We start from the raw sequence: 24,730 nt of genomic DNA on the forward strand, positions 1-24,730 counted from the left end.
ACCGGCCTTTTCGCGGACAAGTCCGCTCCTACGGCTTTCAGCCAGAATCAGAAGCAGACCTGTGCGCACGCTCTGCTTACCCTCTTGAACCCCCCTCATTTCGAGAACCTCCTTGGCCCATCCTGTCCAACGCCGCTGGTACCCATTGGTCTTCGCCATCGCTGCGCTGGTGTTATTGCCGCTGAGCGTGCTGCTGCTGTCGTGGGAGACCATTGACCAACAGATATGGTCACATCTGCTGGAAACCCAGATGTACCGCCTGCTGGGCAATACGTTGATTCTGGTGCTGGGTGTCGGTGTGGGTGTGACGCTGCTGGGGGTGAGTCTGGCGTGGCTGACCAGCCTGTGTGAATTTCCCGGGCGGCGCTGGCTGGACTGGGCGTTGATGCTGCCGTTCGCAATCCCTGCCTACGTACTGGCGTTTGTATTTGTCGGGCTGCTGGATTTTTCCGGCCCGGTGCAAACCCTGATGCGTGAATGGTTCGGCTCCGGCCTGCGCCTGCCTCGGGTGCGCTCCACCGGTGGGGTGATCATCGTCCTGGTGCTGGTCTTCTATCCCTATGTCTACCTGTTGGCGCGCACGGCGTTTCTGGCGCAGGGCAAGGGGCTGATGGAAGCTGCACGAGTGTTGGGCAACACGCCCTTGCAGGCGTTCTGGCGTGTGGCGCTGCCAATGGCGCGTCCAGCCATCGGTGCGGGCGTAGCTTTGGCGCTGATGGAGACCCTGGCCGATTTCGGTGCGGTATCGGTGTTCAATTTCGACACGTTCACCACCGCCATCTACAAGACCTGGTACGGCTTCTTCAGTCTGTCCAGCGCCGCGCAACTGGCCAGCCTGCTGCTGTTGGCAGTCCTGGTGCTGCTGTATGGCGAACGTCGTGCCCGCGGTGCAAGCCGACCGACCAATGAACGGCCGCGTGGCGCTGCGCTTTATCCGCTTAGCGGTATCAAGGCTTGGGGAGCCAGTTTATGGTGCGGGCTGGTGTTTCTCTGTGCCTTCGTCGTGCCGGTGCTGCAATTGATTGTCTGGGTCTGGCAGCGCGGCCGATTCGACCTCGACGAGCGCTATACCGGCCTGATTCTGCATACGCTTTATCTGGGCGGTATGGCGGCGTTGATCACTGTCAGCGTGGCGCTGATTCTGGCCTTTGCCCGGCGTATGGCGCCTACACCTGCGATCCGCTCTGGCGTCAGCCTCGCCAACCTCGGTTACGCGCTGCCGGGTTCGGTACTGGCCGTTTCAATCATGCTGGCGTTCAGTTATCTGGACCGTGAGCTGGTCGTTCCGCTTTCCGGCTGGCTGGGCGGTGCAGGCAAGCCGTTGTTGCTGGGCAGCCTTTCGGCGCTGCTGCTGGCTTACCTTGTACGTTTCATCGCGGTCGCCTTCGGCCCGCTGGAGCACAGCCTGTCGCGTATCCGTCCCTCATTGCCTGAAGCCGCACGCAGTCTGGGTGTCAGCGGACCAAAGTTGTTTCTCAACGTGTATCTACCGCTTTTGGTTCCGGGAGCCTTGAGTGCTGCGTTGCTGGTGTTCGTCGATGTACTCAAAGAGATGCCTGCGACCCTGCTGATGCGCCCGTTTGGCTGGGATACGCTGGCGGTACGCGTGTTTGAAATGACCAGCGAGGGTGAGTGGGCACGAGCGGCATTGCCAGCTTTGTCGCTGGTGCTTGTAGGATTATTACCCGTCATCGGGTTGATTCGTCGCTCTGCCCGTCAGATTGGCTAGGTGCGGGCCCTTCACCTTGCCGCTACAATGCGCCGCAATTGGTGCGGTCTGTCAGAAAATTCGGCCAGCTGTAAGTGCTGCAAACTCCGGTTTATTGGGGGCTTGCCGATCTTTTCTGCCCGCACCTTCGCCACGCCCGGAAGGAGAAACCCATGGGACAGCGTACCCCCCTGTTCGACCTGCACCTCGCCCTTGGCGCGAAAATGGTCGATTTTGGTGGCTGGGACATGCCGTTGCATTACGGATCGCAGGTCGAGGAACACCATCAGGTGCGTCGCGACTGTGGGGTCTTCGATGTCTCACACATGAACGTGATTGATGTGGTTGGCCGTCAAGCCAGAACCTGGCTGCGTTACCTGCTGGCCAACGATGTGGAAAAACTGAAGACCCCGGGTCGAGCCTTGTACAGCGCCATGCTGGACGAAAGAGGCGGGGTCATCGATGACATGATCGTCTACCTCACGCCCGAAGGTTATCGGCTGGTGGTCAATGCCGCGACCGGGGTCAAGGATCTAGCCTGGATGCAGTCGCAGCTGGGCGACTTCGATGTACAACTGATCGCGCGCAGCGAAATGGCGATGCTCGCGATTCAAGGGCCAAAGGCCAGAACCCGTATCGCCGAGCTGGTTTCAAGCGCCCGCGCCGAACTGATCCACCAGCTCAAGCCGTTTGAAGGTCTTGATGATGGCGACTGGTTCATCGCGCGCACCGGTTATACCGGTGAAGACGGCCTGGAAATCATGCTGCCTGCCGAAGAGGCCCAGCGTTTTTTCAATGAACTGGTCGGCGCGGGTATCTCCCCGATCGGTCTGGGCGCTCGCGATACGTTGCGTCTGGAGGCAGGCATGAACCTGTATGGTCAGGACATCGGCGAGCATGTTTCACCGCTGGCGTCGAATATGGCCTGGAGCATTGCCTGGGAACCTGCCGACCGTGATTTTATCGGTCGCGAGGCGCTGGAGAGCGAACGGGCTGAAGGAACCGCCTTCAAACTCGTGGGATTGGTGCTCGAAGAGCGCGGCGTTTTACGGGCGCATCAGGTGGTACGTGTCGCAGAAATTGGCGAAGGAGAGATCACCAGTGGTAGTTTCTCTCCTACGCTGAGCAAATCCATTGCTCTGGCGCGCGTTCCGATGGCAACCGCTGACCGGGCCGAGGTGGAAATCCGCGGCAAGTGGTATCCGGTGCGGGTGGTGCAGCCAGCGTTTGTGCGCCACGGCAAGACCCTGATTTAACCTATGGCGGGTTTTCCGCTGACCCGATGTTGAGGATGACTAAATGAGCAATATTCCCGCCGAGCTGCGCTTCGCCGAAAGTCATGAATGGGCACGTCTTGAAGCAGATGGCACCGTGACCGTCGGCATCTCGGACCATGCACAGGAAGCACTGGGCGATGTGGTCTTCGTCGAGCTGCCGGAAATCGGCAAAGTGTTCGCTGCCCGTGACACCGCCGGTGTCGTCGAGTCGGTAAAGGCTGCTTCGGATATCTACTCGCCGGTTGCTGGCGAGGTGATCGAAGTCAACGCAGCGCTGGGCGATTTGCCCGAGTCGCTCAACAGGGATCCGTACGGTAGTGCATGGATCTTCAAGCTCAAGCCAAGCGACGCCAGCGGTGATCTGGCCAAGCTGCTGGATGCAGCCGGTTACAAGAGCGCTATCGGCGAATAACCGATTGCCGCTCACAAAAATGCCGCTCATGGGCGGCATTTTTTATGCGCGAAGCTAATCGGCAAGACTTACTGGTTTTCAGCGACCAGATTCTTATCCAGGATCGCGTTGGCCAGTTCCATGTCGGTGGCTTTCAGGCCTGGATTGTCTTTGCGCACCTGCTCGATGGCCGCTTCCAGAAACGGACCGCGAATGCCACCGTCGCTGGCGACGAAGCTGCCTGCGTCGTCTTGGGCGGCAACGATCAGCTTGTGATCCTTGAAGGTCAGGTAAGTCGAGCCGGTGGTTGCACCGGAAGACAGCACATTACGCCAGAAGGTGTCAGCCATCGCTGAACCCATTGGGATGGAAAGCAAGGCTACGGTGGCGACAGCAAACTTGAGACGCATGATGAGTTACTCCAACTGTGGTTGTTCTGAGGGGTTGGATAGCCAAAGCCACGAACTAGTTCAATCAAGGTGTACCAAGTAGTTCACTTTAGCTGGTTCACCACGATGCACAGCCGTCTGGAACAACGCTTTCAGCCCTGATCAGCGTTGCTCGCTCTGCGGTGTCACTCGCAGCACTTCCTCAAGTGTAGTCAGCCCTGCCGAGACTTTCTGGGCACCGGACAGACGCAAACTGCGCGTCCCTTCCTTGAAGGCCTGGCGACGCATGGCGGTCAGGTCTAGGTCCGCAGAAATCAATGCCTTGATGTTGTCGGACATGACCATGATCTCGTAAACCCCGGCCCGTCCCCGATAGCCGGTATCGCGACATTCCACACAACCGACCGCCTGATGCGCACCGGGCGGTACGGGTGCCTGCCACGGGCGGGTCAGGGTTTGCCAGTCGGTTTCGTTCAGATTGATCGGTGCCTTGCAGTGCGGACACAGGGTCCGCACCAGACGTTGGGCCATGACGCCAAGGATGGTCGCCTTGAGCAGGTAATGCGGCACACCCAGCTCGAGCATACGGCTGATGGCGCTGGGTGCGTCGTTGGTGTGCAGCGTCGACAGCACCAAATGCCCGGTGAGTGCCGCCTGAATGGCCATTTCAGCGGTCTCCAGGTCGCGAATCTCGCCGATCATGATGATATCCGGGTCCTGTCGCATCAGCGCGCGCACGCCGGCGGCAAAGCTCAGTTCGATGTTGTGCTGCACCTGCATCTGGTTGAAGGCCGGCTCGACCATCTCGATGGGGTCTTCGATGGTGCACAGGTTGACCTCGGAGGTCGCCAGTTTCTTGAGGGTGGTGTACAGCGTGGTGGTTTTACCCGAACCGGTCGGGCCGGTGACCAGAATGATGCCGTTGGGCTGGCGGGTCATTTCCTGCCAGCGACGCAGGTCATCACTGGAAAAACCCAGCTGGTCGAAGTCCTTGAGCAGCACCTCGGGGTCGAAGATCCGCATCACCATTTTTTCGCCGAACGCCGTCGGCAGCGTCGACAGGCGCAACTCCACTTCGCGATTCTCGGGTGTGGTGGTTTTGACCCGCCCGTCCTGTGGTTTGCGTTTTTCGGCGACGTTCATCCGGCCAAGGCTTTTCAGGCGGCTGACAATCGCCATGATCACCTGCGCCGGAAACTGGTAAACGTTATGCAGCACGCCGTCGATGCGAAACCGCACGGTGCCCTGTTCGCGGCGCGGCTCGATATGAATATCGCTGGCGCGCTGCTGAAATGCGTACTGGAACAGCCAGTCGACGATATTGACGATGTGCGCGTCGTTGGCGTCCGGCTCCTGATCACTGGCGCCTAGCTTGAGCAACTGTTCGAAATTGCCCATGTTGCTCATTTTTTGCTCAGAGGCGCTGGCACCGCTGACCGACTTGGCCAGCCTGAAAAACTCCATCGCCATGCGCTGAATGTCTGTCGGGTTGGCGACCACACGCTTGATCTGCAGCTTGAGCACATGCGCAAGATCGCCTTCCCAGGAGCGCACGTAGGGTTGGGCGCTGGCGATGGTCACCGACTCGCGGTCAACCGCCACAGCCAGAATCTTGTGGCGCTGGGCAAAGGCGTAGGACATCAATGGCGTGACGGCTGCCACGTTGATTTTCAGCGGGTCGATGCGCATGTAGGGCTGGCCACAGGCTTTGGCCAGCCAAGCGGTCAGGGTTTCCAGGTCCAGCTTCTTGCCAGGCCGCTTCAAGTCGTCAAACTGAAGTGAAGCGAGAAATTCGAGAGGATGCAGCTGGATGTTCACCGCACTGCGACGCTGGGTGAGTGCCGTTTCTGCGTCGTCCTGGCCGAGATAGCCTTCGGCAACCAGATCTCGCAGCACATCATTCAGGTCAAGCCAGCGATCCTGTGAAGAGGGGGCCAGGGCTGCCATGTGCGCTCCTTGAGGCAATTCGTCATTGGGCGATGAACAAGAGTAGACGCCAAGCGTGACAGCGTTACTCGTTCTATGCGACCGGGAATTACCGGAGCGGCTAAATTGATTCAGCCGGTCGCCAGGGCCACGTGCGTTTGTGGGCTGTTCTGCGCGTCGATCTGTTCGACTTCCACGGAGCATACATCGATCAGGTTACGCATTTTTTCGCCGATCACCTGCGCTCTGTGCCAGCTCAGGCTGGCAACTTGCAGGCCGATGAGCAGCGTCTGCTCTTGTCGCGCCACACTGAGCTGGTCGGGAATCAGGTACTGCATTGCAAACAGGTTCAGCACCTGACAAAGCAGCGCCGGCTCGGCTGCGGCAACAATTTGGTAGCGCGCACAGCATGCCGCCTTACTGGATGACCAGTTGTCGGGACGCTGCAAAGGGGCGGTAACGGCTTCAAGGTCAGGCATGTGGATACTCCAGAACAGTGGGAGAATCTTTACATGCCAAAAAAGAAATTTCTGGTCCGTCATCATCTGGATTAGGCTTGATTGGACTTGTTAATGCGTAAAAAGCCAATGCGGAAAATTAATTATGCAAACCGAGCTGGACGTTTACGACCGCAAGATTCTGGCGCTGCTACAAGAGGACGCGTCGCTCTCCAGCGCGCAGATTGCCGAGCAGGTCGGCCTCTCGCAATCGCCTTGTTGGCGGCGCATTCAGCGGCTCAAGGATGAAGGGGTCATTCGTCGTCAGGTTGCGTTGCTGGATCGCAAGAAAATCGGCCTGAACACACAGATTTTCGCCGAGGTGAAACTCAACGCCCACGGGCGCTCCAACTTCACCGAGTTCACCGACTCGATTCGTGGCTTCCCGGAAGTGCTGGAGTGCTATGTGCTGATGGGGGCAGTGGATTTTCTGCTGCGTATCGTGACGCCGGATATCGAGGCATACGAGCGGTTCTTCTTCGAAAAACTGTCGCTGGTGCCCGGCATTCAGGAAGTGAACTCGACAGTGGCGCTGTCCGAGATCAAATCCACCACCAGCCTGCCGCTGCTGCGCCAGGGTGGCTGAACGTGCGCTTTTGACCATCCCGCATGCTCAAGATCGGACGCGGAGCGTCCAGAACGGCGTCCCCACGCGGAGCGTGGGAACGATAGTTAACCTAAGCATCAAGATGACTATCGTGCCAATGCTCCGCGTTGGCATGCAGTTCGTGACGCTCTGCGTCACAAGTTTGCGCCGCACCGAATACTCAAGATCGGACGCAGAGCGTCCAGAACGGCGTCCCCACGCGGAGCGTGGGAACGATAGTTAACCTACGCATCAAGATGACTATCGTGCCAATGCTCCGCGTTGGCATGCAGTCCGTGACGCTCTGCGTCACAAGTTTGCGCCGCACCACATGTTCAAGATCGGACGCGGAGCGTCCAGAACGGCGTCCTCACGCGGAGCGTGGGAACGATAGTTAACCTAAGCATCAAGATGACTATCGTGCCAATGCTCCGCGTTGGCATGCAGTTCGTGACGCTCTGCGTCACAAATTTGCGCCGCACCGAATACTCAAGATCGGACGCGGAGCGTCCAGAACGGCGTCTCCACGCGGAGCGTGGGAACGATAGTTAACCTACGCATCAAGATGACTATCGTGCCAATGCTCCGCGTTGGCATGCAGTTCGTGACGCTCTTCGTCACAAGTTTGCGCCGCACCGCATGCTCAAGATCGGACGCAGAGCGTCCAGAACGGCATTCCTACGCTGGAGCGTGGAACGATAGTTAACTGACGTATCAAGATGACTATCGTGCCAATGCTCCGCGTTGGCATGCAGTTCGTGAAGCTCTGCGTCACAAATTTGCGCCGCACCGAATACTCAAGATCGGACGCGGAGCGTCCAGAACGGCATTCCCACGCTGGAGCGTGGAACGATAGTTAACTGACGTATCAAGATGACTATCGTGCCAATGCTCCGCGTTGGCATGCAGTTCGTGACGCTCTGCGTCACAAATTTGCGCCGCACCACATGTTCAAGATCGGACGCGGAGCGTGGGGACGATAATCAACGCCACGAAATCCAGCCGTTACAAACGCAATAGGGTTTTCCACGCGCGGCTCTGGAATACGGTGATTGCCTGTTGCACGCGTGCATCAAGGACTTCATCGCTGATATCCAGATTGGCCAGCTCTTCTAGCTTGCGTAGTTCGCCGTACAGGCGGTCCAGCTCCGGCAGGTCCAGTGCGCCGCGTGCCCAGTGCAGCCAGGCCTGGATGCGCTCGATGCGCGGTAGTTGTTCGGCCAGGTCTTCCGGTTGCTGCTGATAGCGGCTCAGTTGCAGCGACGTCGCTTCTTCACCCAGCAGGCGTGGCAGCCAGCTGCTCAACAGCGCAGCGCCCTGACGATTGCCACGGGTGTTGCGCTCTGTGGTCCAGCTGCGCGCCAGCAACCAACGCGAAGTGCTCAGCGAGAACTCGCCCCAGCGGGTGTCCTGCAACTCTTCCAGAAACTGCTCGTGGGCGGCACCGCGTACATCCGCATCTTCCTGCCCGGCCTGAACCAGCGGGCGCCAGTCTTCCAGCAAGGCGTCCAGCGAGGTACGCAGTTGCGCGGTCGAGGCCCGTGGGGCGGCCTGGCCAAGGCTGCTGGTCAGGGCACGCAACTCGGCGAGCATCTCGACCCAGTCCTGCAACAGACGCCAGTGACCGTTGAAACGGTATTGCTCGGCCAGACGCTGGCTGCTGCCCAGCAGGTGCCAGGCCAGCGCGGAATAAGCGTCGTCCAGCGGCGTTTCTGCATTCAGTGCGGGTGCTGGCAGGCTCAGCGAGTAGCTGCTGGCATCAAGCAGGCGATAACCGCGCTCTGCCTTGCTGATATCGCACGGCATCAACGGCAGCGTTGCAGCCAGCTCGGCGGCCAGTTCCAGCAGCGCGGCAGGTTCTCCTTCGCGCAGCTCAAGCTCCAGCTCGCAGATTTCTTCCTTTTGCTTGCCTGCAACCACCTGGCCCAGGTCCAGCGCGGCTTCGATCACCACTTTGGTCTTGCCACGACCCCAGGCAATTTCGGCCTTTTCACGGATGAAATCGGTGGTGAACAACGGCTTGATGGTTTTCTTGTCCAGCCCGGCCAGTTGCTCGGGCCAGCAATCGCCTTCGAGCTTTTTCAGGTCGAGCTTGGCTTTGCTCAGGTCCCAGTTGTATTCATTGCGCTCGGACAGGCCGGCAACACTTTGCCCGCGCGTCTTCATGGTCTGGATGATCTGATCGCCATCGCGACGGATGCGCAGGGCGACTTTGGCCTGTGCCAGCTCGCCCTCTGGGGTATCGAAATACTGGTTCGACAGTTCAAGGCGCTCCCAGCCACTCTTGTTGCGCTTCTTGAGCAACGGGTGTTCGCGCAGTGCAGCGAGGGTCTCGCGGCTGACGCGGAGTTTGATTTCTGTTTCTTTTTGCATGGCCGGGGGAATCCAAACGCTGATACTGATAAACGGGAGCGCAGCCCATGACTGAACGGCTGCTAAGGCCGTCAGTGTACAGGACATGGCCCGAAACGGTTTATTCCTGGGTTGCTATGGCCCTATGATGGGCCGTGTTTCGTCTTGATTACAGGAAGCGCCCATGCCGTTGCCGTCCATGAAAGACCAGTTCGCCGCCTTGATCGCTGCGCCATCGGTGAGCTGCACGCAGCCTTCTCTGGACCAGACCAACCGGCCTGTCATTGATCTGCTCGCCGGATGGCTCGGGGAGCTGGATTTTGCCTGCGACATCCAGCAGGTTTCCCCCGGCAAGTTCAATCTGCTGGCAACTTATGGCACAGGCCCGGGCGGCCTGGTGCTGGCGGGCCACAGCGACACCGTACCTTTCGACGAGGCGCTGTGGAAAACCGACCCGTTGAAGCTCACCGAAGTCGATGGCCGCTGGGTCGGGCTGGGCAGCTGCGACATGAAGGGCTTCTTTGCGCTGATCATCGAGGCGGTGCGTGGGCTTATTGATCAACCGTTCAAACAGCCGCTGCTGATCCTCGCCACCTGCGATGAAGAAAGCTCGATGGCCGGGGCTCGCGCACTGGCAGAGGCCGGACGTCCGCTGGGCCGCGCAGCAGTTATCGGAGAGCCGACCGGGCTCAAGCCGATTCGCCTGCACAAAGGCGTAATGATGGAACGCATCCACATCCTCGGGCGTAGCGGCCATTCTTCAGACCCCAGCCTTGGCCACAGCGCGCTGGAGGCCATGCACGACGCGATCAGCGAACTCAAGGGCCTGCGTGCGCAATGGCAGGCGCAATACCGCAACCCGCAGTTCACTGTGCCGCAACCGACCCTGAATCTGGGCTGCATTCATGGTGGCGACAACCCGAACCGGATTTGTGGCCAGTGCTCGCTGGAATTTGACCTGCGCCCATTGCCGGGTATGGACCCTGAGGTGCTGCGGGCAGCCATTCGCCACAAGCTTGAGCCGCTGGCCGAGCTGCACCAGGTAAAGATCGACTATGCTCCGCTGTTCCCCGAGTGTGCGCCCTTCGAGCAGGCTGCTGACGCTGAGCTTGTGCGCGTTGCTGAACGACTGACCGGTCATACGGCTGCAGCAGTAGCATTCGGCACCGAAGCGCCTTATCTTCAGCGCCTTGGCTGTGAAACGCTGGTGCTCGGCCCGGGCGATATCGCCTGCGCGCATCAGCCGGGGGAATACCTCGAAATGTCACGTCTGGACCCTACAGTGCGTCTGTTACGTCAATTGATCGAACATTACTGCCTGACTCCCCAGTGAGCCCGGTACTACCAACGTTGAATAAAAGGAGATTGCGCGTGTTGCCAAGCCTGTTCCGACGATAACCACCACACCGTTGTGCGTGCTTTTTCTCTTCGTCCATTTTCTCTACAGGCTCTTGTTGTCATGCCCGAATACGTCAACTGGCTTCGCCACGCGTCTCCGTACATCAATGCTCACCGTGATTGCACCTTCGTCGTCATGCTGCCCGGCGACGGCGTTGCGCACCCTAACTTCGGCAATATCGTCCACGACCTGGTGCTGCTGCACAGCCTGGGCGTGCGTCTGGTGCTGGTGCACGGCTCGCGTCCACAGATCGAAAGCCGCCTGGCCCAGCGCGGCATTACGCCGCGTTACCATCGCGACATGCGCATCACCGATACCGAGACGCTGGAGTGCGTGATCGATGCTGTGGGTCAGCTACGCATCTCGATCGAGGCGCGCCTGTCGATGGACATGGCTGCTTCACCGATGCAGGGCTCGCGGCTGCGGGTGACCAGTGGCAACGTGGTAACTGCGCGGCCTATCGGCGTGCTGGAAGGTGTCGATTATCAGCACACCGGCGAAGTGCGTCGGGTTGACCGCAAGGGCATCAATCGCCTGCTGGATGAGCGTCATATCGTGCTGCTGTCGCCGCTGGGTTACTCACCGACCGGCGAGATTTTCAATCTGGCCTGTGAAGACGTCGCCACGCGTGCGGCCATTGATCTGGCTGCCGACAAACTGCTGCTGTTCGGTGCCGAAACCGGGTTGCTGGACGAGCAGGGCCGACTGGTGCGCGAGCTGCGTCCGCAACAGGTACCTGCGCACTTGCAGCGTCTGGGTGCCAACTATCAGGCCGAATTGCTCGATGCAGCGGCCGAGGCCTGCCGCGGTGGTGTGGCGCGCAGCCATATCGTCAGCTATGCCGAGAATGGCGCACTGCTGACCGAGCTGTTCACCCGCGACGGTGGCGGTACGCTGGTTGCGCAGGAGCAGTTCGAGCTGGTGCGCGAAGCGGCCATTGAGGATGTCGGCGGCTTGATGGACCTGATCACGCCGCTGGAAGAGCAGGGCATTCTGGTACGTCGTTCCCGCGAAGTGCTGGAGCGCGAGATCACTCAGTTCAGCGTGGTCGAGCGGGAAGGGCTGATCATTGCCTGCGCGGCGCTGTACCCGATTGCGGACTCGGAGTCAGGCGAACTGGCATGTCTGGCCGTCAATCCGGAATATCGCCACGGTGGGCGCGGGGACGAGTTGCTGGAGCGTATTGAAAACCGCGCCAGAGCGCTGGGTATCAAGACCCTGTTCGTCCTTACCACCCGTACCGCGCACTGGTTCCGTGAGCGTGGCTTCGAGCCCAGCAGCGTCGACCGCCTGCCAAGCGCCCGCGCGTCGCTGTACAACTACCAGCGTAATTCGAAGATCTTCGAAAAGGCGATTTAAGCCTGGGGGTGGACGCAGAGCATCCAGAACGGCATGCGACGCGGAGCGTCGCACGATAAGTATTTTGTGGGAGTGAGCTTGCTCACTCCCACAGTAATTGCGCGTATCAATTGCTGATCGACAGAATGCTCGCCTGATACGACCCCACGAATGTGTCGAAATCCACCACTTCCTCGGTCGCTTCCAGCTCGGCCTGTTCTTCGATCGAGGTTTTGGCCTGGGCTTCGAAGTCTGCCTGTTCCTGAGCGCTCAGCGGGTGAGTGCGGAAGTATTCGGCGTGTGCCTGACTCTGGCGCAAAGAGAAAGCGGTAAAGCCCTCGTTATGCGCTTTCATGCTGGCCAGCACCTGGGCGGAAGGTGTAAGCGACGCATCGTCGATCTTTGCCTGTTGCACGGCAATCGACTTGATATGCTCATCGATGCCCTGGGCCTGATCCAGCAGTCGGGCAATCGGTGTGATTTTTTCCAGCAGCTCGGTTGCCCAGGTCTTGAGATCAACAGGGCTGTTGTTGCGCTGCAGGCTCAGGCCCGGACGGCGACCTTCCTTGACCACTGCCAGGAAGTTCGAGCTTGCATTGGAACACTCATGGCTTGCCAGTTGCTGGCTTTCCTCAAGCGCGCAGTACAGCACGAACGCATCGATGAAGCGTGATTGCTCCAGGCTGATGCCGGTAGGCAGGAACGGGTTGATGTCCAGGCAGCGCACTTCAACGTACTGCACACCACGGGCCACAAGCGCCTGAATAGGGCGCTCGCCGCTATAGGTCACACGCTTGGGGCGAATGTTGGAGTAGTACTCGTTCTCGATCTGCAACACGTTGGTGTTCAGCTGAACCCACTCGCCGTTCTGGTCATGAGTGCCGACATCGACGTAAGGCTTATAAGGCGTGGCCACGGCCTTGCGCAGGCTGTCGGTGTAGCTGACCAAGTCGTTGTAGCAAGGGGTCAGGTCGGCCTGGGCGTCGCTTTGATAGCCCAGATCGCTCATACGCAGGCTGGTGGCGTACGGCAGATACAGGGTGTCGGCGTCGAAATGTTGTTCCAACTGATGTTTGCGGCCGCGCAGGAAGCCTGCATCCAGCGCTGGTGAAGCACCGAACAGGTACATCAGCAGCCAGCTGTAGCGGCGGAAGTTGCGGATCAGCGCGATGTAGGAATGCGACTGGTAGTCGCGCGCGTCGCCAGCGAAGTCTTCGGTCTGCTTGAGCAGCGCCCAGGCGTCCTCCGGCAACGAGAAATTGTAATGAATGCCAGCGATGCACTGCATGGTCTTGCCGTAACGCAGCGCCAGGCCCTTGCGGTACACGTATTTGAGCTTGCCGATGTTCGACGTGCCGTAATAGGCAATCGGTATGTGCTCTTCATCGGGCAGCGGGCATGGCATCGACGGGCTCCAGAGCAACTCGTCGCCCAGCTTGCTGTAGGCGAAGCGATGGATCTTGTCCAGGCTATCGATGGTCTCGGCCGGGTTCTTCAGCGCAGGCGTGATGAACTCCAGCAGCGATTCGGAATAGTCGGTCGTGACCTGACCGTTGGTCAGTGCAGCACCCAGAGCTTGCGGGTGAGGCGTCTGTGCCAGTTCTGCGGTTGCGGTAACGCGCAGGCACTCGCGCTCGATACCGTGCAGGCACTGCTCCAGCAGAGAGAGGTTGTTGCGCTCGCCGAGCAATGCAAGACGACGGTTTAAAAGTTCGCTCAAGGTGTAATCCTTCACGCATCGGTCGCCCCGATATGGGGGTGGACTTGACGGTCTACAAGGGTGAAGAAAGGAACTGGCGTAGTCGCCTGGTTGGTCTGTAGCGCCTGTTCACAATCACTGCTCTATGTCGTACCACCCAAATGGACTCGGCACCACGCTAATGGTGCCGAAATTAACCTAAATGATGTCGATACGGCTAGGTTCTGTTCACAGTGATTGCTTTCATCAGCCTTTATTGCAGTCTAGATGACTGCGAATGTGCCCTGGGCTTTGGCGACGAGTTTATCGCCCTGAACGACTTCCGCCTCGACGACCAGCGTCCTGCGGCCCGCGTGCAGCACCTTGGCGATGCATAACACTTCGCCATCGGAGACGCCGCGCACATAGTTGATCTTGCACTCGATGGTGACACTGCGCTGGTCGAAACCGTGGGAGCTGGAGCAGGCCAGCCCCATGGCGATATCGACCAGACTGAAGATTGCCCCGCCGTGCATCACGTTGCCGCGATTGCGCAGATGCGCCTCCAGCGGCAACGCAACCTCCGCCACGCCCTCGTCCAGACGCCGCAGTTCGCAGCCAAGCATCTTGAAGTAGGCACTTTGGGTCAGATCTTCAGGAATATCCATCAGCGCTTCTTCAACTGCTTGGCATTGGCGAACAGCGAAGCCATTGCGTTGTTGATGGGCGCGGGTGCCGTGGTTTCCTTGCGTGGAGCGCTGTTCTGCTGGCGAGGCGAGGAGCCTGGGCGTGCACCACGTGCGCCGTCGACCTTCTCGCCAGGCGTGTCACTCATGCGCATCGACAGGCCGACGCGTTTGCGCGGAATGTCGACTTCCATGACCTTCACTTTCACTACATCACCGGCCTTGACCGCCTCACGCGGGTCCTTGATGAACTTCTCGGACAATGCCGAGATGTGCACCAGACCGTCCTGATGCACGCCGATATCGACGAACGCACCGAAATTGGTGACGTTGGTGACCACGCCTTCGAGAATCATGCCCGGTTGCAGGTCCTTGAGTTCTTCGACACCGTCCTGAAACTCTGCCGTCTTGAACTCCGGACGCGGGTCGCGACCCGGTTTTTCGAGTTCCTGCAGAATGTCGGTCACGGTCGGCAGACCAAAGGTCTCGTCGGTGAATTTCTTCGGGTCCAGGCGTTTGAGAAAGCTCGCATCGCCAATCAACGAGCGAATATCGCGGTCGGTTTCTGCCGCAATACGCTGCACCAGTGGATAGGCTTCCGGGTGAACGGCAGAAGAGTCCAGCGGGTTGTCACCGGTCATCACGCGCAGGAAGCCTGCGGCCTGTTCAAAGGTCTTTTCGCCCAGACGGCTGACTTTCTTCAGCGCTGCACGCGTCTTGAACGCGCCGTTTTCATCGCGATGCGCAACGATGTTCTGCGCCAGTGTGGTGTTAAGGCCGGAAATCCGCGCCAGCAACGCCACCGAAGCAGTGTTCACGTCCACGCCAACAGCGTTCACGCAGTCTTCAACCACCGCGTCCAGGCCGCGCGCCAGTTTGAGCTGCGAGACGTCATGCTGATACTGACCGACACCGATGGACTTGGGATCGATTTTCACCAGCTCGGCGAGCGGGTCCTGCAAGCGACGGGCGATGGAAACCGCGCCACGGATCGATACGTCGAGGTCCGGGAATTCCTTGGCGGCCAGTTCCGACGCGGAATAAACCGATGCGCCTGCTTCGGAAACCATGACCTTGGTCATTTTCAGACCTGGGTATTTTTTGATCAGGTCGGCGGCCAGCTTGTCGGTTTCGCGGCTGGCGGTGCCGTTGCCGATAGCGATCAGGTCGACCGAGTGCTTGGCGCACAGGGCAGCCAGCACAGCAATGGTCTGATCCCACTGGTTCTTCGGCACATGCGGGTAAACGGTCGCGTAGTCGAGCAGCTTGCCGGTTGCGTCCACCACAGCGACCTTGCAGCCGGTGCGCAGGCCCGGGTCCAGACCCAGTGTGGCGCGCTGGCCAGCCGGGGCGGCGAGCAGCAGGTCGTGCAGGTTATGGGCGAAAACGTTGATGGCTTCGGTCTCCGCGCCGTCGCGCAGCTCGCCCAGCAGGTCGGTTTCCAGGTGGCTGTACAACTTGACCTTCCAGGTCCAGCGCACCACCTCTGCCAGCCATTTGTCTGCGGGGCGGTTCTGGTTCTGGATGCCGAAGCGTTCACCGATCATCAGTTCGCAAGGGTGCATGGCACCCGGCAGTTCTTCACCGACTTTCAGTGCGGAGCTGAGAAAACCTTCGTTGCGGCCGCGGAAAATCGCCAGTGCACGGTGCGAAGGCATGCTCTTGAGCGGCTCGTCGTGTTCGAAATAATCGCGGAACTTGGCACCTTCCTCTTCCTTGCCCGGCACCACGCGTGCGCTGATCACTGCTTCCTGTTTGAGGAAGCTGCGCAACTTGTCGAGCAACGATGCGTCTTCGGCGAAGCGCTCCATCAGGATGTACTTGGCGCCTTCCAGCGCACCCTTGACATCGGCCACGCCTTTCTCGGCGTCGACAAAACGGGATGCTTCGGTTTCAGGAGCAAGGCTCGGGTCGTTGAACAGGCCGTCAGCCAGCTCGCCCAGACCGGCTTCAAGGGCGATCTGGCCCTTGGTGCGACGTTTCTGCTTATAAGGCAGGTACAAATCTTCAAGGCGGGTCTTGGTGTCGGCCAGCTTGATGTCGCGAGCCAGCTCCGGGGTCAGCTTGCCTTGCTCTTCAATGCTGGCAAGAATGCTGACACGCCGGTCATCCAGCTCACGCAGATAGCGCAGGCGTTCTTCCAGATGGCGCAATTGCGTGTCATCAAGACTGCCGGTCACTTCCTTGCGGTAGCGGGAAATGAAGGGCACGGTCGAGCCTTCATCCAGTAGTGCTACGGCCGCTGCGACCTGTTGTGGGCGTACGCCGAGTTCTTCGGCGATGCGGCTGTTGATGCTGTCCATAAAACCACCTGGAGTTGTGAGCAAAAAACTGGGCTATGTACGAATTGCCTTGCCTGAATATCGTCCGCCAGCATTTATTTTCAACGCTGGCGAACCGCCACAAGGCCAGCGTTGCCTGACTTTGAGGGCGGCGCATTATACCCGGCGAAGGCGGATTAGGGGATCGGCCGACAAATGTGGTCTTTTTTCGGCGAAAAAGCCTGCACAAGTGCCGCCTTCAGTAAAATCTGCTAACAATGCACAAGGTGCGCATCACCGCAGCTACGCCATAATGCGCCCCGAGATCAGAGGAGCATCCGATGAGCAGCACCGCACAAAATGCTGAAGGCGAAAAAATCCTTATTGTCGATGACGATCCGGGGCTGAGCAGTCTCCTGGAGCGTTTTTTCACCAGCAAGGGCTACCGGGCCCGGGCCGTGGCAAACGTGGAGCAAATGGACCGACTATTGGCCCGCGAGGTGTTCAACCTTGTGGTGCTGGACTTGATGCTGCCCGGAGAAGACGGCCTTTCAGCCTGCCGTCGTCTGCGAGCCGCGAACAATCAGGTGCCGATCATCATGCTGACCGCCAAGGGCGATGAGCTGAGCCGCATCAAGGGGCTCGAACTGGGTGCTGACGATTACCTGGCCAAGCCGTTCAACCCGGACGAGTTGATGGCGCGGGTCAAGGCTGTTCTGCGTCGTCAGGCTGCGCCTGTACCCGGCGCGCCCGGCAGTGAAGACGAGTCGGTCAGTTTCGGCGACTACGAGCTGTCCCTGGCAACCCGCGAACTCAAGCGTGGCGACGTGGTGCACATGCTGACCACGGGTGAATTCGCGGTACTCAAGGCTCTGGTCATGCACGCTCGCGAGCCGCTGACCCGTGACAAACTGATGAACCTGGCCCGCGGCCGGGAGTGGGATGCGCTGGAGCGATCCATCGACGTACAGATCTCCCGTCTGCGTCGCCTGATCGAGCCGGATCCTTCCAAGCCCCGCTATATCCAGACCGTCTGGGGCGTAGGCTATGTATTCGTTCCGGATGGTGCCGGTAATCGCTGATAACCCGGTTGTCAGCACAGAAGTCCGTCATTCCCGCCAGTTACGTCGATAATCTCTTTCAAGGTTATCGGCGTACTGGTTTTTTGCGTTCGTCCATCGGGTCCGGCCCGCGTTCGGCAAACCTGCGAGCCTCGCTCGCCTTGCAAAGTGTATGGCTGCAGTTATGAAGACTCCGCTCTGGTTTCCGCAAAGCTTTTTCTCTCGCACGCTCTGGCTGGTGCTCATCGTCGTGCTGTTTTCCAAGGCCCTGACGCTGGTTTATCTGCTGATGAACGAAGACGTGCTGGTCGACAGGCAATACAGCCACGGCGTTGCGCTGACGCTGCGCGCGTATTGGGCAGCCGATGAAAATGATCGTGAGGCGATTGCCGAAGCGGCCGGTCTGATTCGAGTCGTGGGCGGTGGCGTGCCGGAAGGTGAGCAGCACTGGCCATACAGTGAGATCTACCAGCGGCAGATGCAGGCCGAGCTGGGTGCCGATACGGAAGTGCGTCTGCGTGTGCACGCACCGCCCGCGCTCTGGGTCAGGGCGCCGAGCCTTGGGGATGGCTGGCTGAAAGTACCGCTTTATCCGCACCCGTTACGCGGCCAGAAAATCTGGAGTGTGCTGGGCTGGTTCCTGGCCATCGGGTTGCTCTCCACAGCGTCGGCTTGGATTTTTGTGCGTCAATTGAATCAGCCGCTCAAGCGTCTGGTCTTTGCGGCTCGACAGCTGGGGCAGGGGCGCAGCGTACGCTTGCCGGTCAGTGACACACCCAGTGAGATGACCGAAGTCTATCGGGCCTTCAATCAGATGGCCGAAGACGTCGAGCAGGCAGGGCAGGAGCGCGAACTGATGCTGGCTGGCGTCTCCCATGACTTGCGTACACCACTGACGCGTCTGCGCCTGTCTCTGGAGCTGATGAACGACAATGAGTTCTCCGAAGGCATGGTGCGGGATATCGAGGACATGGATGCCATTCTTGACCAGTTCCTGGCGTTCATTCGCGATGGGCGTGACGAAGAGATTGAAGAAGTCGATCTGGGGCATCTGGTGCGCGACGTGGTTGCACCCTTCAATAACGATGAAGACAGCATCCGTCTGTGTCTGGAACCGATCCCGCCCTTCCCGCTAAGGCGCGTATCGATGAAGCGTCTGCTGACCAACCTTATCGGCAACGCCAGGCATCATGCCGGTAACGGTATCGAAGTGGCTGCCTATGTATCCGGTGACAGAAATGCGCCGTACGTAGTGTTGAGCGTACTGGACAGGGGCGCAGGCATCGATCCGTCCGAGCTTGATACCATCTTCAACCCGTTCATTCGCGGTGATCGCGCCCGCAGTGGCAAGGGGACCGGCCTGGGGCTGGCTATCGTCAAGCGCATCGCTGCCATGCACGGCGGCAACGTCGAGTTGAGAAATCGTTCGGGGGGAGGCCTGGAGGCGCGAGTACGTTTGCCTTTAGGGCTGATGCTGCCGAGGGATGCTATCTAGAAAGAATAGTAAAGGTCATAAAGCGCCGTGCGGGTCATGGAGGATGTTCGACAGGTCGACGCATTCTTGAGGACTTGCACGGCAGCTTGCCTGACCCGGCCCTTGGCGGAGGTACTCCCTGTACCCCTAGGTCACGCCGATCCATTCGATCAACGCATCCCGGCCCCTTGGTCATGCGCGCACCTTCCTCAGGCCGCACAAACAAGAGAGGTATCGGCTTCTGAAGCCGATACCTTCTTCTGAATCAATACCAGTTCGGGTCTTTGCGCAGCTCTTCATTCAAGAGCTTTTGCATGCCCTCGTCAGGCTTACCCAGGTAGCGGTAAGTCGCGTGACGAGTTGGTGATTTATCTGCAGGCAAGCCCGCAGGTACTTCAACCAACATGGCGTAAGCATCTTCCATGTCGAGGCTGAAAGCCACGATCAGGCGTTTGCTTTTGCACGTATCGGCAGTTTCGCAAAGCGGCCCGACAAGATACTTGTCACCGTCTTCGGTGGCCGCTGTCATCTGCTGCTCGGAAGCCCCGGACAGGTTAATCACCCAATCCGGCAACCGCTCTTCCTTCTTGACGACCTTCGCCCAGGTTGTGCGGTACTCGGGAGCGGAGCTTAAAAGCTCGTTGACCCGAGACTGTCCATCATTGGCTGCCATGACCATGGCGCTGCCGCCCATCAACAGGGCGGCGGCCAGTGTGCGAAATGACGTGTGCATTATCAGCCTCGACCGCGACGACCGAAGAAGAACGACACAACGAACATCACCAGGAAGACGACGAACAGGATCTTGGCGATACCGGTAGCCGTGCCCGCGATACCACCGAAGCCCAGTACTGCAGCGACAATGGCGATGATCAGAAACGTGATTGCCCAACTCAACATGGTGAAACTCCTTTTTGGTGCCGTTTTAATGTGAATACTGCGATTTTTCAGGTCGGGTCAGAAAACCCATTTTTGCTGCGGTGCGACTTCATCTACAGACACCAGGCCATCGACAGGACGAAGGCTCGAAGACGCATCCTTGACCGCTGGGGCGCTTACGCCGCGATAAGAAATGCTGCTGGTCTGGATGAATTGCTGTCTGGCTTGAGTTGCTTCGTTGGCTTGATTCCAACGCTGGAACTGCTGAATGGCGATCAGAGTGACAAGCAGTGCAAGGAGTAGAAAAAGACCTTGCTGAATGTGCAGGGGGGAGATACGCAATTGTGCAATACGCTGGCTGTTCATCTGCAAACTCCCCTGGCCTGAGTGGGCATTCAATCTGATGGGTCGTTGTATATCGACCTTGTTGAATGGGTTATTGCAGACTGCATGCCAGTTTGTTGGTGTAATTTAAATACTTTAAAATCAATGGCTTGATGAGTTTTGCAGAGACGTCCTACCAGCAAGCTGCACGATTACACCTTTGTAATCGTGCGTTCTGCACGAAGCGTTCAGCGTTGTGCGCCTGGGCGATCAGCCTGCGCTACGCGCCATGACCTTCAGAGCGTCGCCATTCACTCCCTTGACGCCACGAATGTTGCGCGCGATTTCCACAGCCAGTTCCTTCTCTGCAAAGTTGGCAACCACGCCGTTCAGGCTTACCACACCGGCTTTGGTATCCACTTTGATGTTGAGTCCGTCCAGCGTCCGGCTGTAAATCAGGCTCGCCTTCACCTTGCTGGTAATCCAGGCGTCGCTCATTTCCTCGGTTGGGGTCAATGTCTGGGGCTGGGTCTTGGCAGCGATCGAGTCGGCTGCGCTCAGGCTGATCAGGTTGTTGACGCTGATCACCCCGTCAGTATTGCTTGCCAGGCTGCCCGCCAGCTCTTTGGCCTCAGGGCTTTGCGCGCGGCCTTTGAGGGTGATCACGCCATCTTTGCTATCAACATCGATGGTCAGCGCTTCAGTCACGCTGCTCCACAACAATTTGGATTTCACCGTCGCGACCAGCGTGGCATCTTCGAAACGCTGGGCCATGTTGGTTCGCGTACCAGGCTCGCTGGCAACGGCAGGGTCTACCTCCAGCTGGTTGTCGACCTTTTCGATGCCTTTGGTATCCAGCGCAATGCGTTCGGCCAGCTCACGATCAACCTCGTTTTCAACCTTGCCCTTCAGAGTCGCAGTGCCCTGGTCGACGTTTACATCGATCTTGAACGGGCTCAGATGTTTGTTCAGCGCGAAAGCTGTCCAGATCGAACCTTCCTGACGCGCCTCGGCGAGTTGGGTGGGCAAATCAGGTTGGGCGAGTACCGGGCCGCTGCCAAGCAGCGCAGCGGCGGCGGTGATCAGAGCAATCTTTTTCAGTGAAAACATATGAGCGTTCCTTTTGAGATGGGATTTCGTCTCCGAGTGGACGGCTTTAACGACATAAACGCGGATTAATCAGGCTGTTCGCCATTGGGCGTTCAGAAAGCTACCATGCATGCCGAAGAATCAATCAGAATTGACCATGCAACTTGCCCGATGATTCCGAGACTAACTGAGACAATTCATTAAGGAGCGTAGGAAAAATGGAAGCAGCCACTGAGAATCAGGGCCGTATTCTGCTTGTGGACGATGAGTCCGCCATCCTCCGCACTTTCCGGTACTGTCTGGAAGACGAAGGTTACAGTGTCGCCACTGCCAACAGCGCAGCCCAGGCTGACACGCTCATGCAGCGCCAGGTTTTCGACCTGTGCTTTCTCGATTTGCGTCTGGGTGAAGATAACGGCCTGGATGTACTGGCGCAGATGCGTATTCAGGCACCGTGGATGCGTGTGGTCATCGTGACTGCACACTCTGCGGTCGATACGGCTGTTGATGCCATTCAGGCGGGCGCAGCCGACTATCTGGTAAAGCCGTGCAGCCCCGATCAGCTGCGTCTTGCTACCGCCAAACAGCTTGAAGTGCGCCAACTGTCTGCTCGCCTTGAGGCACTGGAAGGCGAGGTTCGCAAGCCCAAAGACGGACTGGATTCCCACAGTCCTTCGATGATGGCCATTCTGGAAACTGCCCGCCAGGTTGCCGTGACCGATGCCAACATCCTGATTCTGGGTGAATCGGGGACCGGTAAAGGCGAGCTGGCACGGGCGATTCACGGCTGGAGCAAGCGGGCAAAGAAGTCCTGCGTCACGATCAACTGCCCATCGCTCACCGCAGAACTGATGGAAAGCGAACTGTTCGGCCACAGTCGCGGGGCCTTCACGGGTGCCAGTGAGAGCACGCTGGGCCGTGTGAATCAGGCGGACGGCGGCACACTGTTCCTCGACGAGATCGGCGATTTCCCGCTGACGCTGCAACCCAAGCTGCTGCGCTTCATTCAGGACAAGGAATACGAGCGTGTGGGTGACCCGGTTACCCGACGTGCCGATGTACGTATCCTGGCCGCCACCAACCTGAATCTGGAAGACATGGTGCGCAGCGGGCGCTTCCGTGAGGATTTGCTGTACCGTCTGAACGTGATCACTCTGCATCTGCCAGCCCTGCGTGAGCGCAGCGAAGACATCCTGACCCTGGCGGACCGGTTTCTGGCGCGCTTCGTCAAGGAGTACGCTCGCCCGGCTCGAGGGTTCAGTGAAGAGGCCCGTGCAGCGCTGCTCAACTACCGCTGGCCTGGCAACATTCGTGAACTGCGCAACGTCATCGAGCGTGCCAGCATCATTTGTCCGCAGGAGCGTGTGGAGATCAGCCACTTGGGTATGGCCGAGCAACCGGCGAACAATGCGCCGCGTGTCGGCGCCGCCTTGAGCCTGGACGAGCTTGAAAAAGCACACATCGGAGCCGTGCTGGCGACCAGCGAAACACTTGACCAGGCCGCCAAGACGCTGGGTATCGATGCGTCGACGCTTTACCGCAAACGTAAACAGTACAACCTGTGAAAGGCCTCAAATGAAGCTGGCCATGAAACTGCGCACCCGCCTCTTTCTGAGTATCTCGGCACTGATCACCGTTGCTTTGCTCGGACTGCTGCTGGGGCTCGTCAGCGTCATGCAAATGGCCCGGACTCAGGAATCACTGATCCAGCATAACTTCGCCATTCTGGATCTGGGTTTGAAGCTGCGCCAGAACCTGGGCGATCAACTGGTGTTGATGACGGGTGCCAACCGCGATCAGGCTGAGCTGGAAAGAATCCAGAGTCAGTTTGAAGAGCTGCTGGAGGAGGGCTCGGTACAGGATACCCAGCAAAACGTACGCAATGGTTTCGAAAAGACCAAGGGCGATTACCGGCAATTCATCGATACCTGGAAGCAATACGGCAACGATGCGCGAGGCATACGCGGCGTACCGCAGCTGAGTGACAGCTTCGACAACCTGCGTAATGGCCTGCTGGCTGTACATCGCAAGGCGCTGGAGAACATCAGCAGTGCCGAAATCAACTCCCGTGATCGTGCACTATGGATCGCGGGCTTGCTGGGGCTGGTCGGGCTGGCGGTGCTATGTATCGGCTTTGTGACTGCGCACGGTATCGCCCGGCGTTTCGGTGCGCCGATCGAGGCGCTGGCCAAGGCTGCCGATCGCATCGGAGAAGGGGACTACGAAGTCACGCTGCCCATTTCGTCGGCCGCCGAGATGAACCTGTTGACCCGGCGATTCGGCATCATGGCCGAAGCCCTGCGTCAGCATCAGGCGACCAATATTGATGAATTACTGGCTGGCCAGCAGCGTCTGCAAGCGGTTCTCGACAGTATCGACGATGGCCTGCTGATGATTGACCGCCAAGGGCATCTGGAGCACTTGAACCCTGTGGCTCAGCGTCAGCTCGGCTGGGACGAGAGTCGCCTCGGGCAGAGCCTTGGAGATGCGTTGGGCCGACCTGAGCTGGATGAGCAATTGCATCTGGTACTGCGTGGCGGGACGCTGGAGCGTGCTCCGGAAGACCTGGCCATCGAAATCGACGGTGAATCGCGCCTGCTGACCTACAGCATGACGCCGGTCAGTCATACCAAAGGGCATATCCTGGGCGCGGTGATGGTGCTGCATGACGTCACCGAACAGCGTGCTTTCGAGAGGGTGCGCAGTGAGTTCGTCCTGCGCGCGTCGCATGAGCTGCGTACGCCTGTCACGGGTATGCACATGGCATTCGGTCTTCTCCAGGAGCGCCTGCATTTCGCCCCCGAAACCCGTGAGGCCGATCTGCTCAATACGGTCACCGAAGAAATGCAGCGCCTTATGCAGCTCATCAATGACCTGCTGAATTTCTCGCGTTACCAGAACGGTCTGCAGAAACTCAAACTGGCACCGTGCTCCATCGAAACCTTGCTCGAAGAAGCCAGAGCGCGATTCGAGGACAAGGCCCTTGAACAGGACATCGTACTGATGCTGGATATGCAGGAACCCATGCCGCGCCTGCATGCCGATCAGTCCCAGCTGGAGCGGGTGCTGGACAACCTGCTGGACAATGCGCTGCGGCACACGCCACAGAACGGTCTGATTCGCCTGCAGGCCAGGCGTCATGGCGAGCGGGCGATCATCAGCGTTGAAGACAACGGTGAGGGCATTGCCTACGGGCAGCAGGGACGAATCTTCGAACCCTTCGTGCAGGTCGGTCGCAAAAAAGGCGGTGCCGGACTCGGGCTGGCGCTGTGCAAGGAGATCGTCCAGCTGCACGGCGGGCGCATGGGGGTCTACTCAAGGCCGGGGCAGGGCACGCAGTTCTATATGGCGTTGCCGCTTTGACGGCACGGCCTTGAAAGCGCTGCCTGTATGCCCTTCATAAGAGCATCAAATA

The 24,730-nt window shown here is 59.0% G+C and carries 21 protein-coding genes; 10 read left to right on the forward strand and 11 right to left on the reverse strand.

Annotated features, from left to right (window positions below):
- Positions 1-112: 112 nt before the first annotated feature.
- The 3 genes from LJU29_RS00890 (at position 113) to gcvH (ending at position 3,397) form a co-directional block, all read left to right on the forward strand.
- A complete protein-coding gene (locus LJU29_RS00890) occupies positions 113-1,729 on the forward strand; it encodes an ABC transporter permease (protein WP_057454539.1) in 1,617 nt (538 codons plus the stop codon).
- A 152-nt stretch (positions 1,730-1,881) separates the two neighbouring features.
- On the forward strand, positions 1,882-2,964 hold the full coding sequence (gene gcvT / locus LJU29_RS00895; protein ID WP_004655293.1) for a glycine cleavage system aminomethyltransferase GcvT: 1,083 nt from the start codon (positions 1,882-1,884) through the stop codon (positions 2,962-2,964).
- Between the two features lie 43 nt (positions 2,965-3,007).
- Positions 3,008-3,397, forward strand: coding sequence for a glycine cleavage system protein GcvH (gene gcvH / locus LJU29_RS00900; protein WP_057423835.1), 390 nt, complete (start codon positions 3,008-3,010; stop codon positions 3,395-3,397).
- A gap of 68 nt (positions 3,398-3,465) precedes the next feature.
- Here gcvH and LJU29_RS00905 read toward each other — a convergent pair whose 3' ends face one another.
- From LJU29_RS00905 to LJU29_RS00915, 3 genes are all read right to left on the reverse strand, one after another.
- The gene (locus LJU29_RS00905) at positions 3,466-3,786 is read right to left on the reverse strand and encodes a DUF2388 domain-containing protein (protein ID WP_002551535.1); all 321 of its coding nucleotides are present in this window, start codon (positions 3,784-3,786) and stop codon (positions 3,466-3,468) included.
- A gap of 141 nt (positions 3,787-3,927) precedes the next feature.
- On the reverse strand, positions 3,928-5,712 hold the full coding sequence (gene tfpB / locus LJU29_RS00910; protein WP_004666547.1) for a type IV pilus assembly ATPase TfpB: 1,785 nt from the start codon (positions 5,710-5,712) through the stop codon (positions 3,928-3,930).
- Positions 5,713-5,822: 110 nt separating this feature from the next.
- On the reverse strand, positions 5,823-6,170 hold the full coding sequence (locus LJU29_RS00915; protein WP_005757591.1) for an ACT-like domain-containing protein: 348 nt from the start codon (positions 6,168-6,170) through the stop codon (positions 5,823-5,825).
- A gap of 124 nt (positions 6,171-6,294) precedes the next feature.
- On the opposite strand from LJU29_RS00915, the gene LJU29_RS00920 reads away from it, so the two are divergent.
- Positions 6,295-6,774: an Lrp/AsnC family transcriptional regulator gene (locus LJU29_RS00920; protein WP_005757592.1), complete on the forward strand. Its 480-nt coding sequence runs from the start codon at positions 6,295-6,297 to the stop codon at positions 6,772-6,774.
- A 1,005-nt stretch (positions 6,775-7,779) separates the two neighbouring features.
- On the opposite strand, the gene LJU29_RS00925 is transcribed toward LJU29_RS00920, so the two are convergent.
- On the reverse strand, positions 7,780-9,147 hold the full coding sequence (locus tag LJU29_RS00925; protein ID WP_054995142.1) for a CYTH domain-containing protein: 1,368 nt from the start codon (positions 9,145-9,147) through the stop codon (positions 7,780-7,782).
- 163 nt (positions 9,148-9,310) lie between these two features.
- On the opposite strand from LJU29_RS00925, the gene argE reads away from it, so the two are divergent.
- Both argE and argA read left to right on the forward strand, forming a co-directional pair.
- Positions 9,311-10,459 (forward strand): acetylornithine deacetylase, encoded by a 1,149-nt coding sequence (gene argE / locus LJU29_RS00930; protein ID WP_054995131.1) that lies wholly within the window; start codon positions 9,311-9,313, stop codon positions 10,457-10,459.
- A gap of 126 nt (positions 10,460-10,585) precedes the next feature.
- The gene (gene argA / locus LJU29_RS00935; protein WP_002555672.1) at positions 10,586-11,884 is read left to right on the forward strand and encodes an amino-acid N-acetyltransferase; all 1,299 of its coding nucleotides are present in this window, start codon (positions 10,586-10,588) and stop codon (positions 11,882-11,884) included.
- Between the two features lie 106 nt (positions 11,885-11,990).
- On the opposite strand, the gene gshA is transcribed toward argA, so the two are convergent.
- The 3 genes from gshA to LJU29_RS00950 form a co-directional block, all read right to left on the reverse strand.
- Positions 11,991-13,583, reverse strand: coding sequence for a glutamate--cysteine ligase (gene gshA / locus LJU29_RS00940; RefSeq protein ID WP_044323848.1), 1,593 nt, complete (start codon positions 13,581-13,583; stop codon positions 11,991-11,993).
- Between the two features lie 242 nt (positions 13,584-13,825).
- On the reverse strand, positions 13,826-14,209 hold the full coding sequence (locus LJU29_RS00945) for a PaaI family thioesterase (protein ID WP_004655264.1): 384 nt from the start codon (positions 14,207-14,209) through the stop codon (positions 13,826-13,828).
- Positions 14,209-16,530: a Tex family protein gene (locus LJU29_RS00950; protein WP_257111537.1), complete on the reverse strand. Its 2,322-nt coding sequence runs from the start codon at positions 16,528-16,530 to the stop codon at positions 14,209-14,211. The genes LJU29_RS00945 and LJU29_RS00950 overlap by 1 nt, the downstream gene beginning before the upstream one ends.
- A gap of 299 nt (positions 16,531-16,829) precedes the next feature.
- Between LJU29_RS00950 and ompR the strand changes: the two genes are divergently transcribed.
- Positions 16,830-17,570 (forward strand): osmolarity response regulator transcription factor OmpR, encoded by a 741-nt coding sequence (gene ompR, locus LJU29_RS00955; protein ID WP_002555676.1) that lies wholly within the window; start codon positions 16,830-16,832, stop codon positions 17,568-17,570.
- Positions 17,571-17,733: 163 nt separating this feature from the next.
- Positions 17,734-19,044 (forward strand): ATP-binding protein, encoded by a 1,311-nt coding sequence (locus LJU29_RS00960; RefSeq protein ID WP_004655259.1) that lies wholly within the window; start codon positions 17,734-17,736, stop codon positions 19,042-19,044.
- Between the two features lie 244 nt (positions 19,045-19,288).
- On the opposite strand, the gene LJU29_RS00965 is transcribed toward LJU29_RS00960, so the two are convergent.
- From LJU29_RS00965 to LJU29_RS00980, 4 genes are all read right to left on the reverse strand, one after another.
- Positions 19,289-19,756, reverse strand: a complete 468-nt coding sequence (locus LJU29_RS00965) for an inhibitor of vertebrate lysozyme family protein (RefSeq protein ID WP_005744818.1) — start codon at positions 19,754-19,756, stop codon at positions 19,289-19,291.
- Between the two features lie 2 nt (positions 19,757-19,758).
- The gene (locus LJU29_RS00970; RefSeq protein ID WP_002555679.1) at positions 19,759-19,923 is read right to left on the reverse strand and encodes a DUF1328 domain-containing protein; all 165 of its coding nucleotides are present in this window, start codon (positions 19,921-19,923) and stop codon (positions 19,759-19,761) included.
- Between the two features lie 57 nt (positions 19,924-19,980).
- On the reverse strand, positions 19,981-20,268 hold the full coding sequence (locus LJU29_RS00975; protein ID WP_002555680.1) for a hypothetical protein: 288 nt from the start codon (positions 20,266-20,268) through the stop codon (positions 19,981-19,983).
- Between the two features lie 228 nt (positions 20,269-20,496).
- Positions 20,497-21,336, reverse strand: a complete 840-nt coding sequence (locus tag LJU29_RS00980) for a BON domain-containing protein (RefSeq protein ID WP_054996590.1) — start codon at positions 21,334-21,336, stop codon at positions 20,497-20,499.
- Positions 21,337-21,533: 197 nt separating this feature from the next.
- Between LJU29_RS00980 and algB the strand changes: the two genes are divergently transcribed.
- Positions 21,534-22,880 carry a sigma-54-dependent response regulator transcription factor AlgB gene (gene algB / locus LJU29_RS00985; protein ID WP_005744816.1) on the forward strand — a complete coding sequence of 449 codons (1,347 nt, stop codon included), beginning with the start codon at positions 21,534-21,536 and terminating at the stop codon, positions 22,878-22,880.
- Positions 22,881-22,890: 10 nt separating this feature from the next.
- The gene (locus LJU29_RS00990; RefSeq protein ID WP_016982505.1) at positions 22,891-24,678 is read left to right on the forward strand and encodes a KinB sensor domain-containing domain; all 1,788 of its coding nucleotides are present in this window, start codon (positions 22,891-22,893) and stop codon (positions 24,676-24,678) included.
- The last annotated feature ends 52 nt before the right edge of the window (positions 24,679-24,730 follow it).

Origin of the sequence: Pseudomonas ficuserectae, from assembly GCF_024584585.1 — a bacterium.
Classification (GTDB): domain Bacteria; phylum Pseudomonadota; class Gammaproteobacteria; order Pseudomonadales; family Pseudomonadaceae; genus Aquipseudomonas; species Aquipseudomonas amygdali.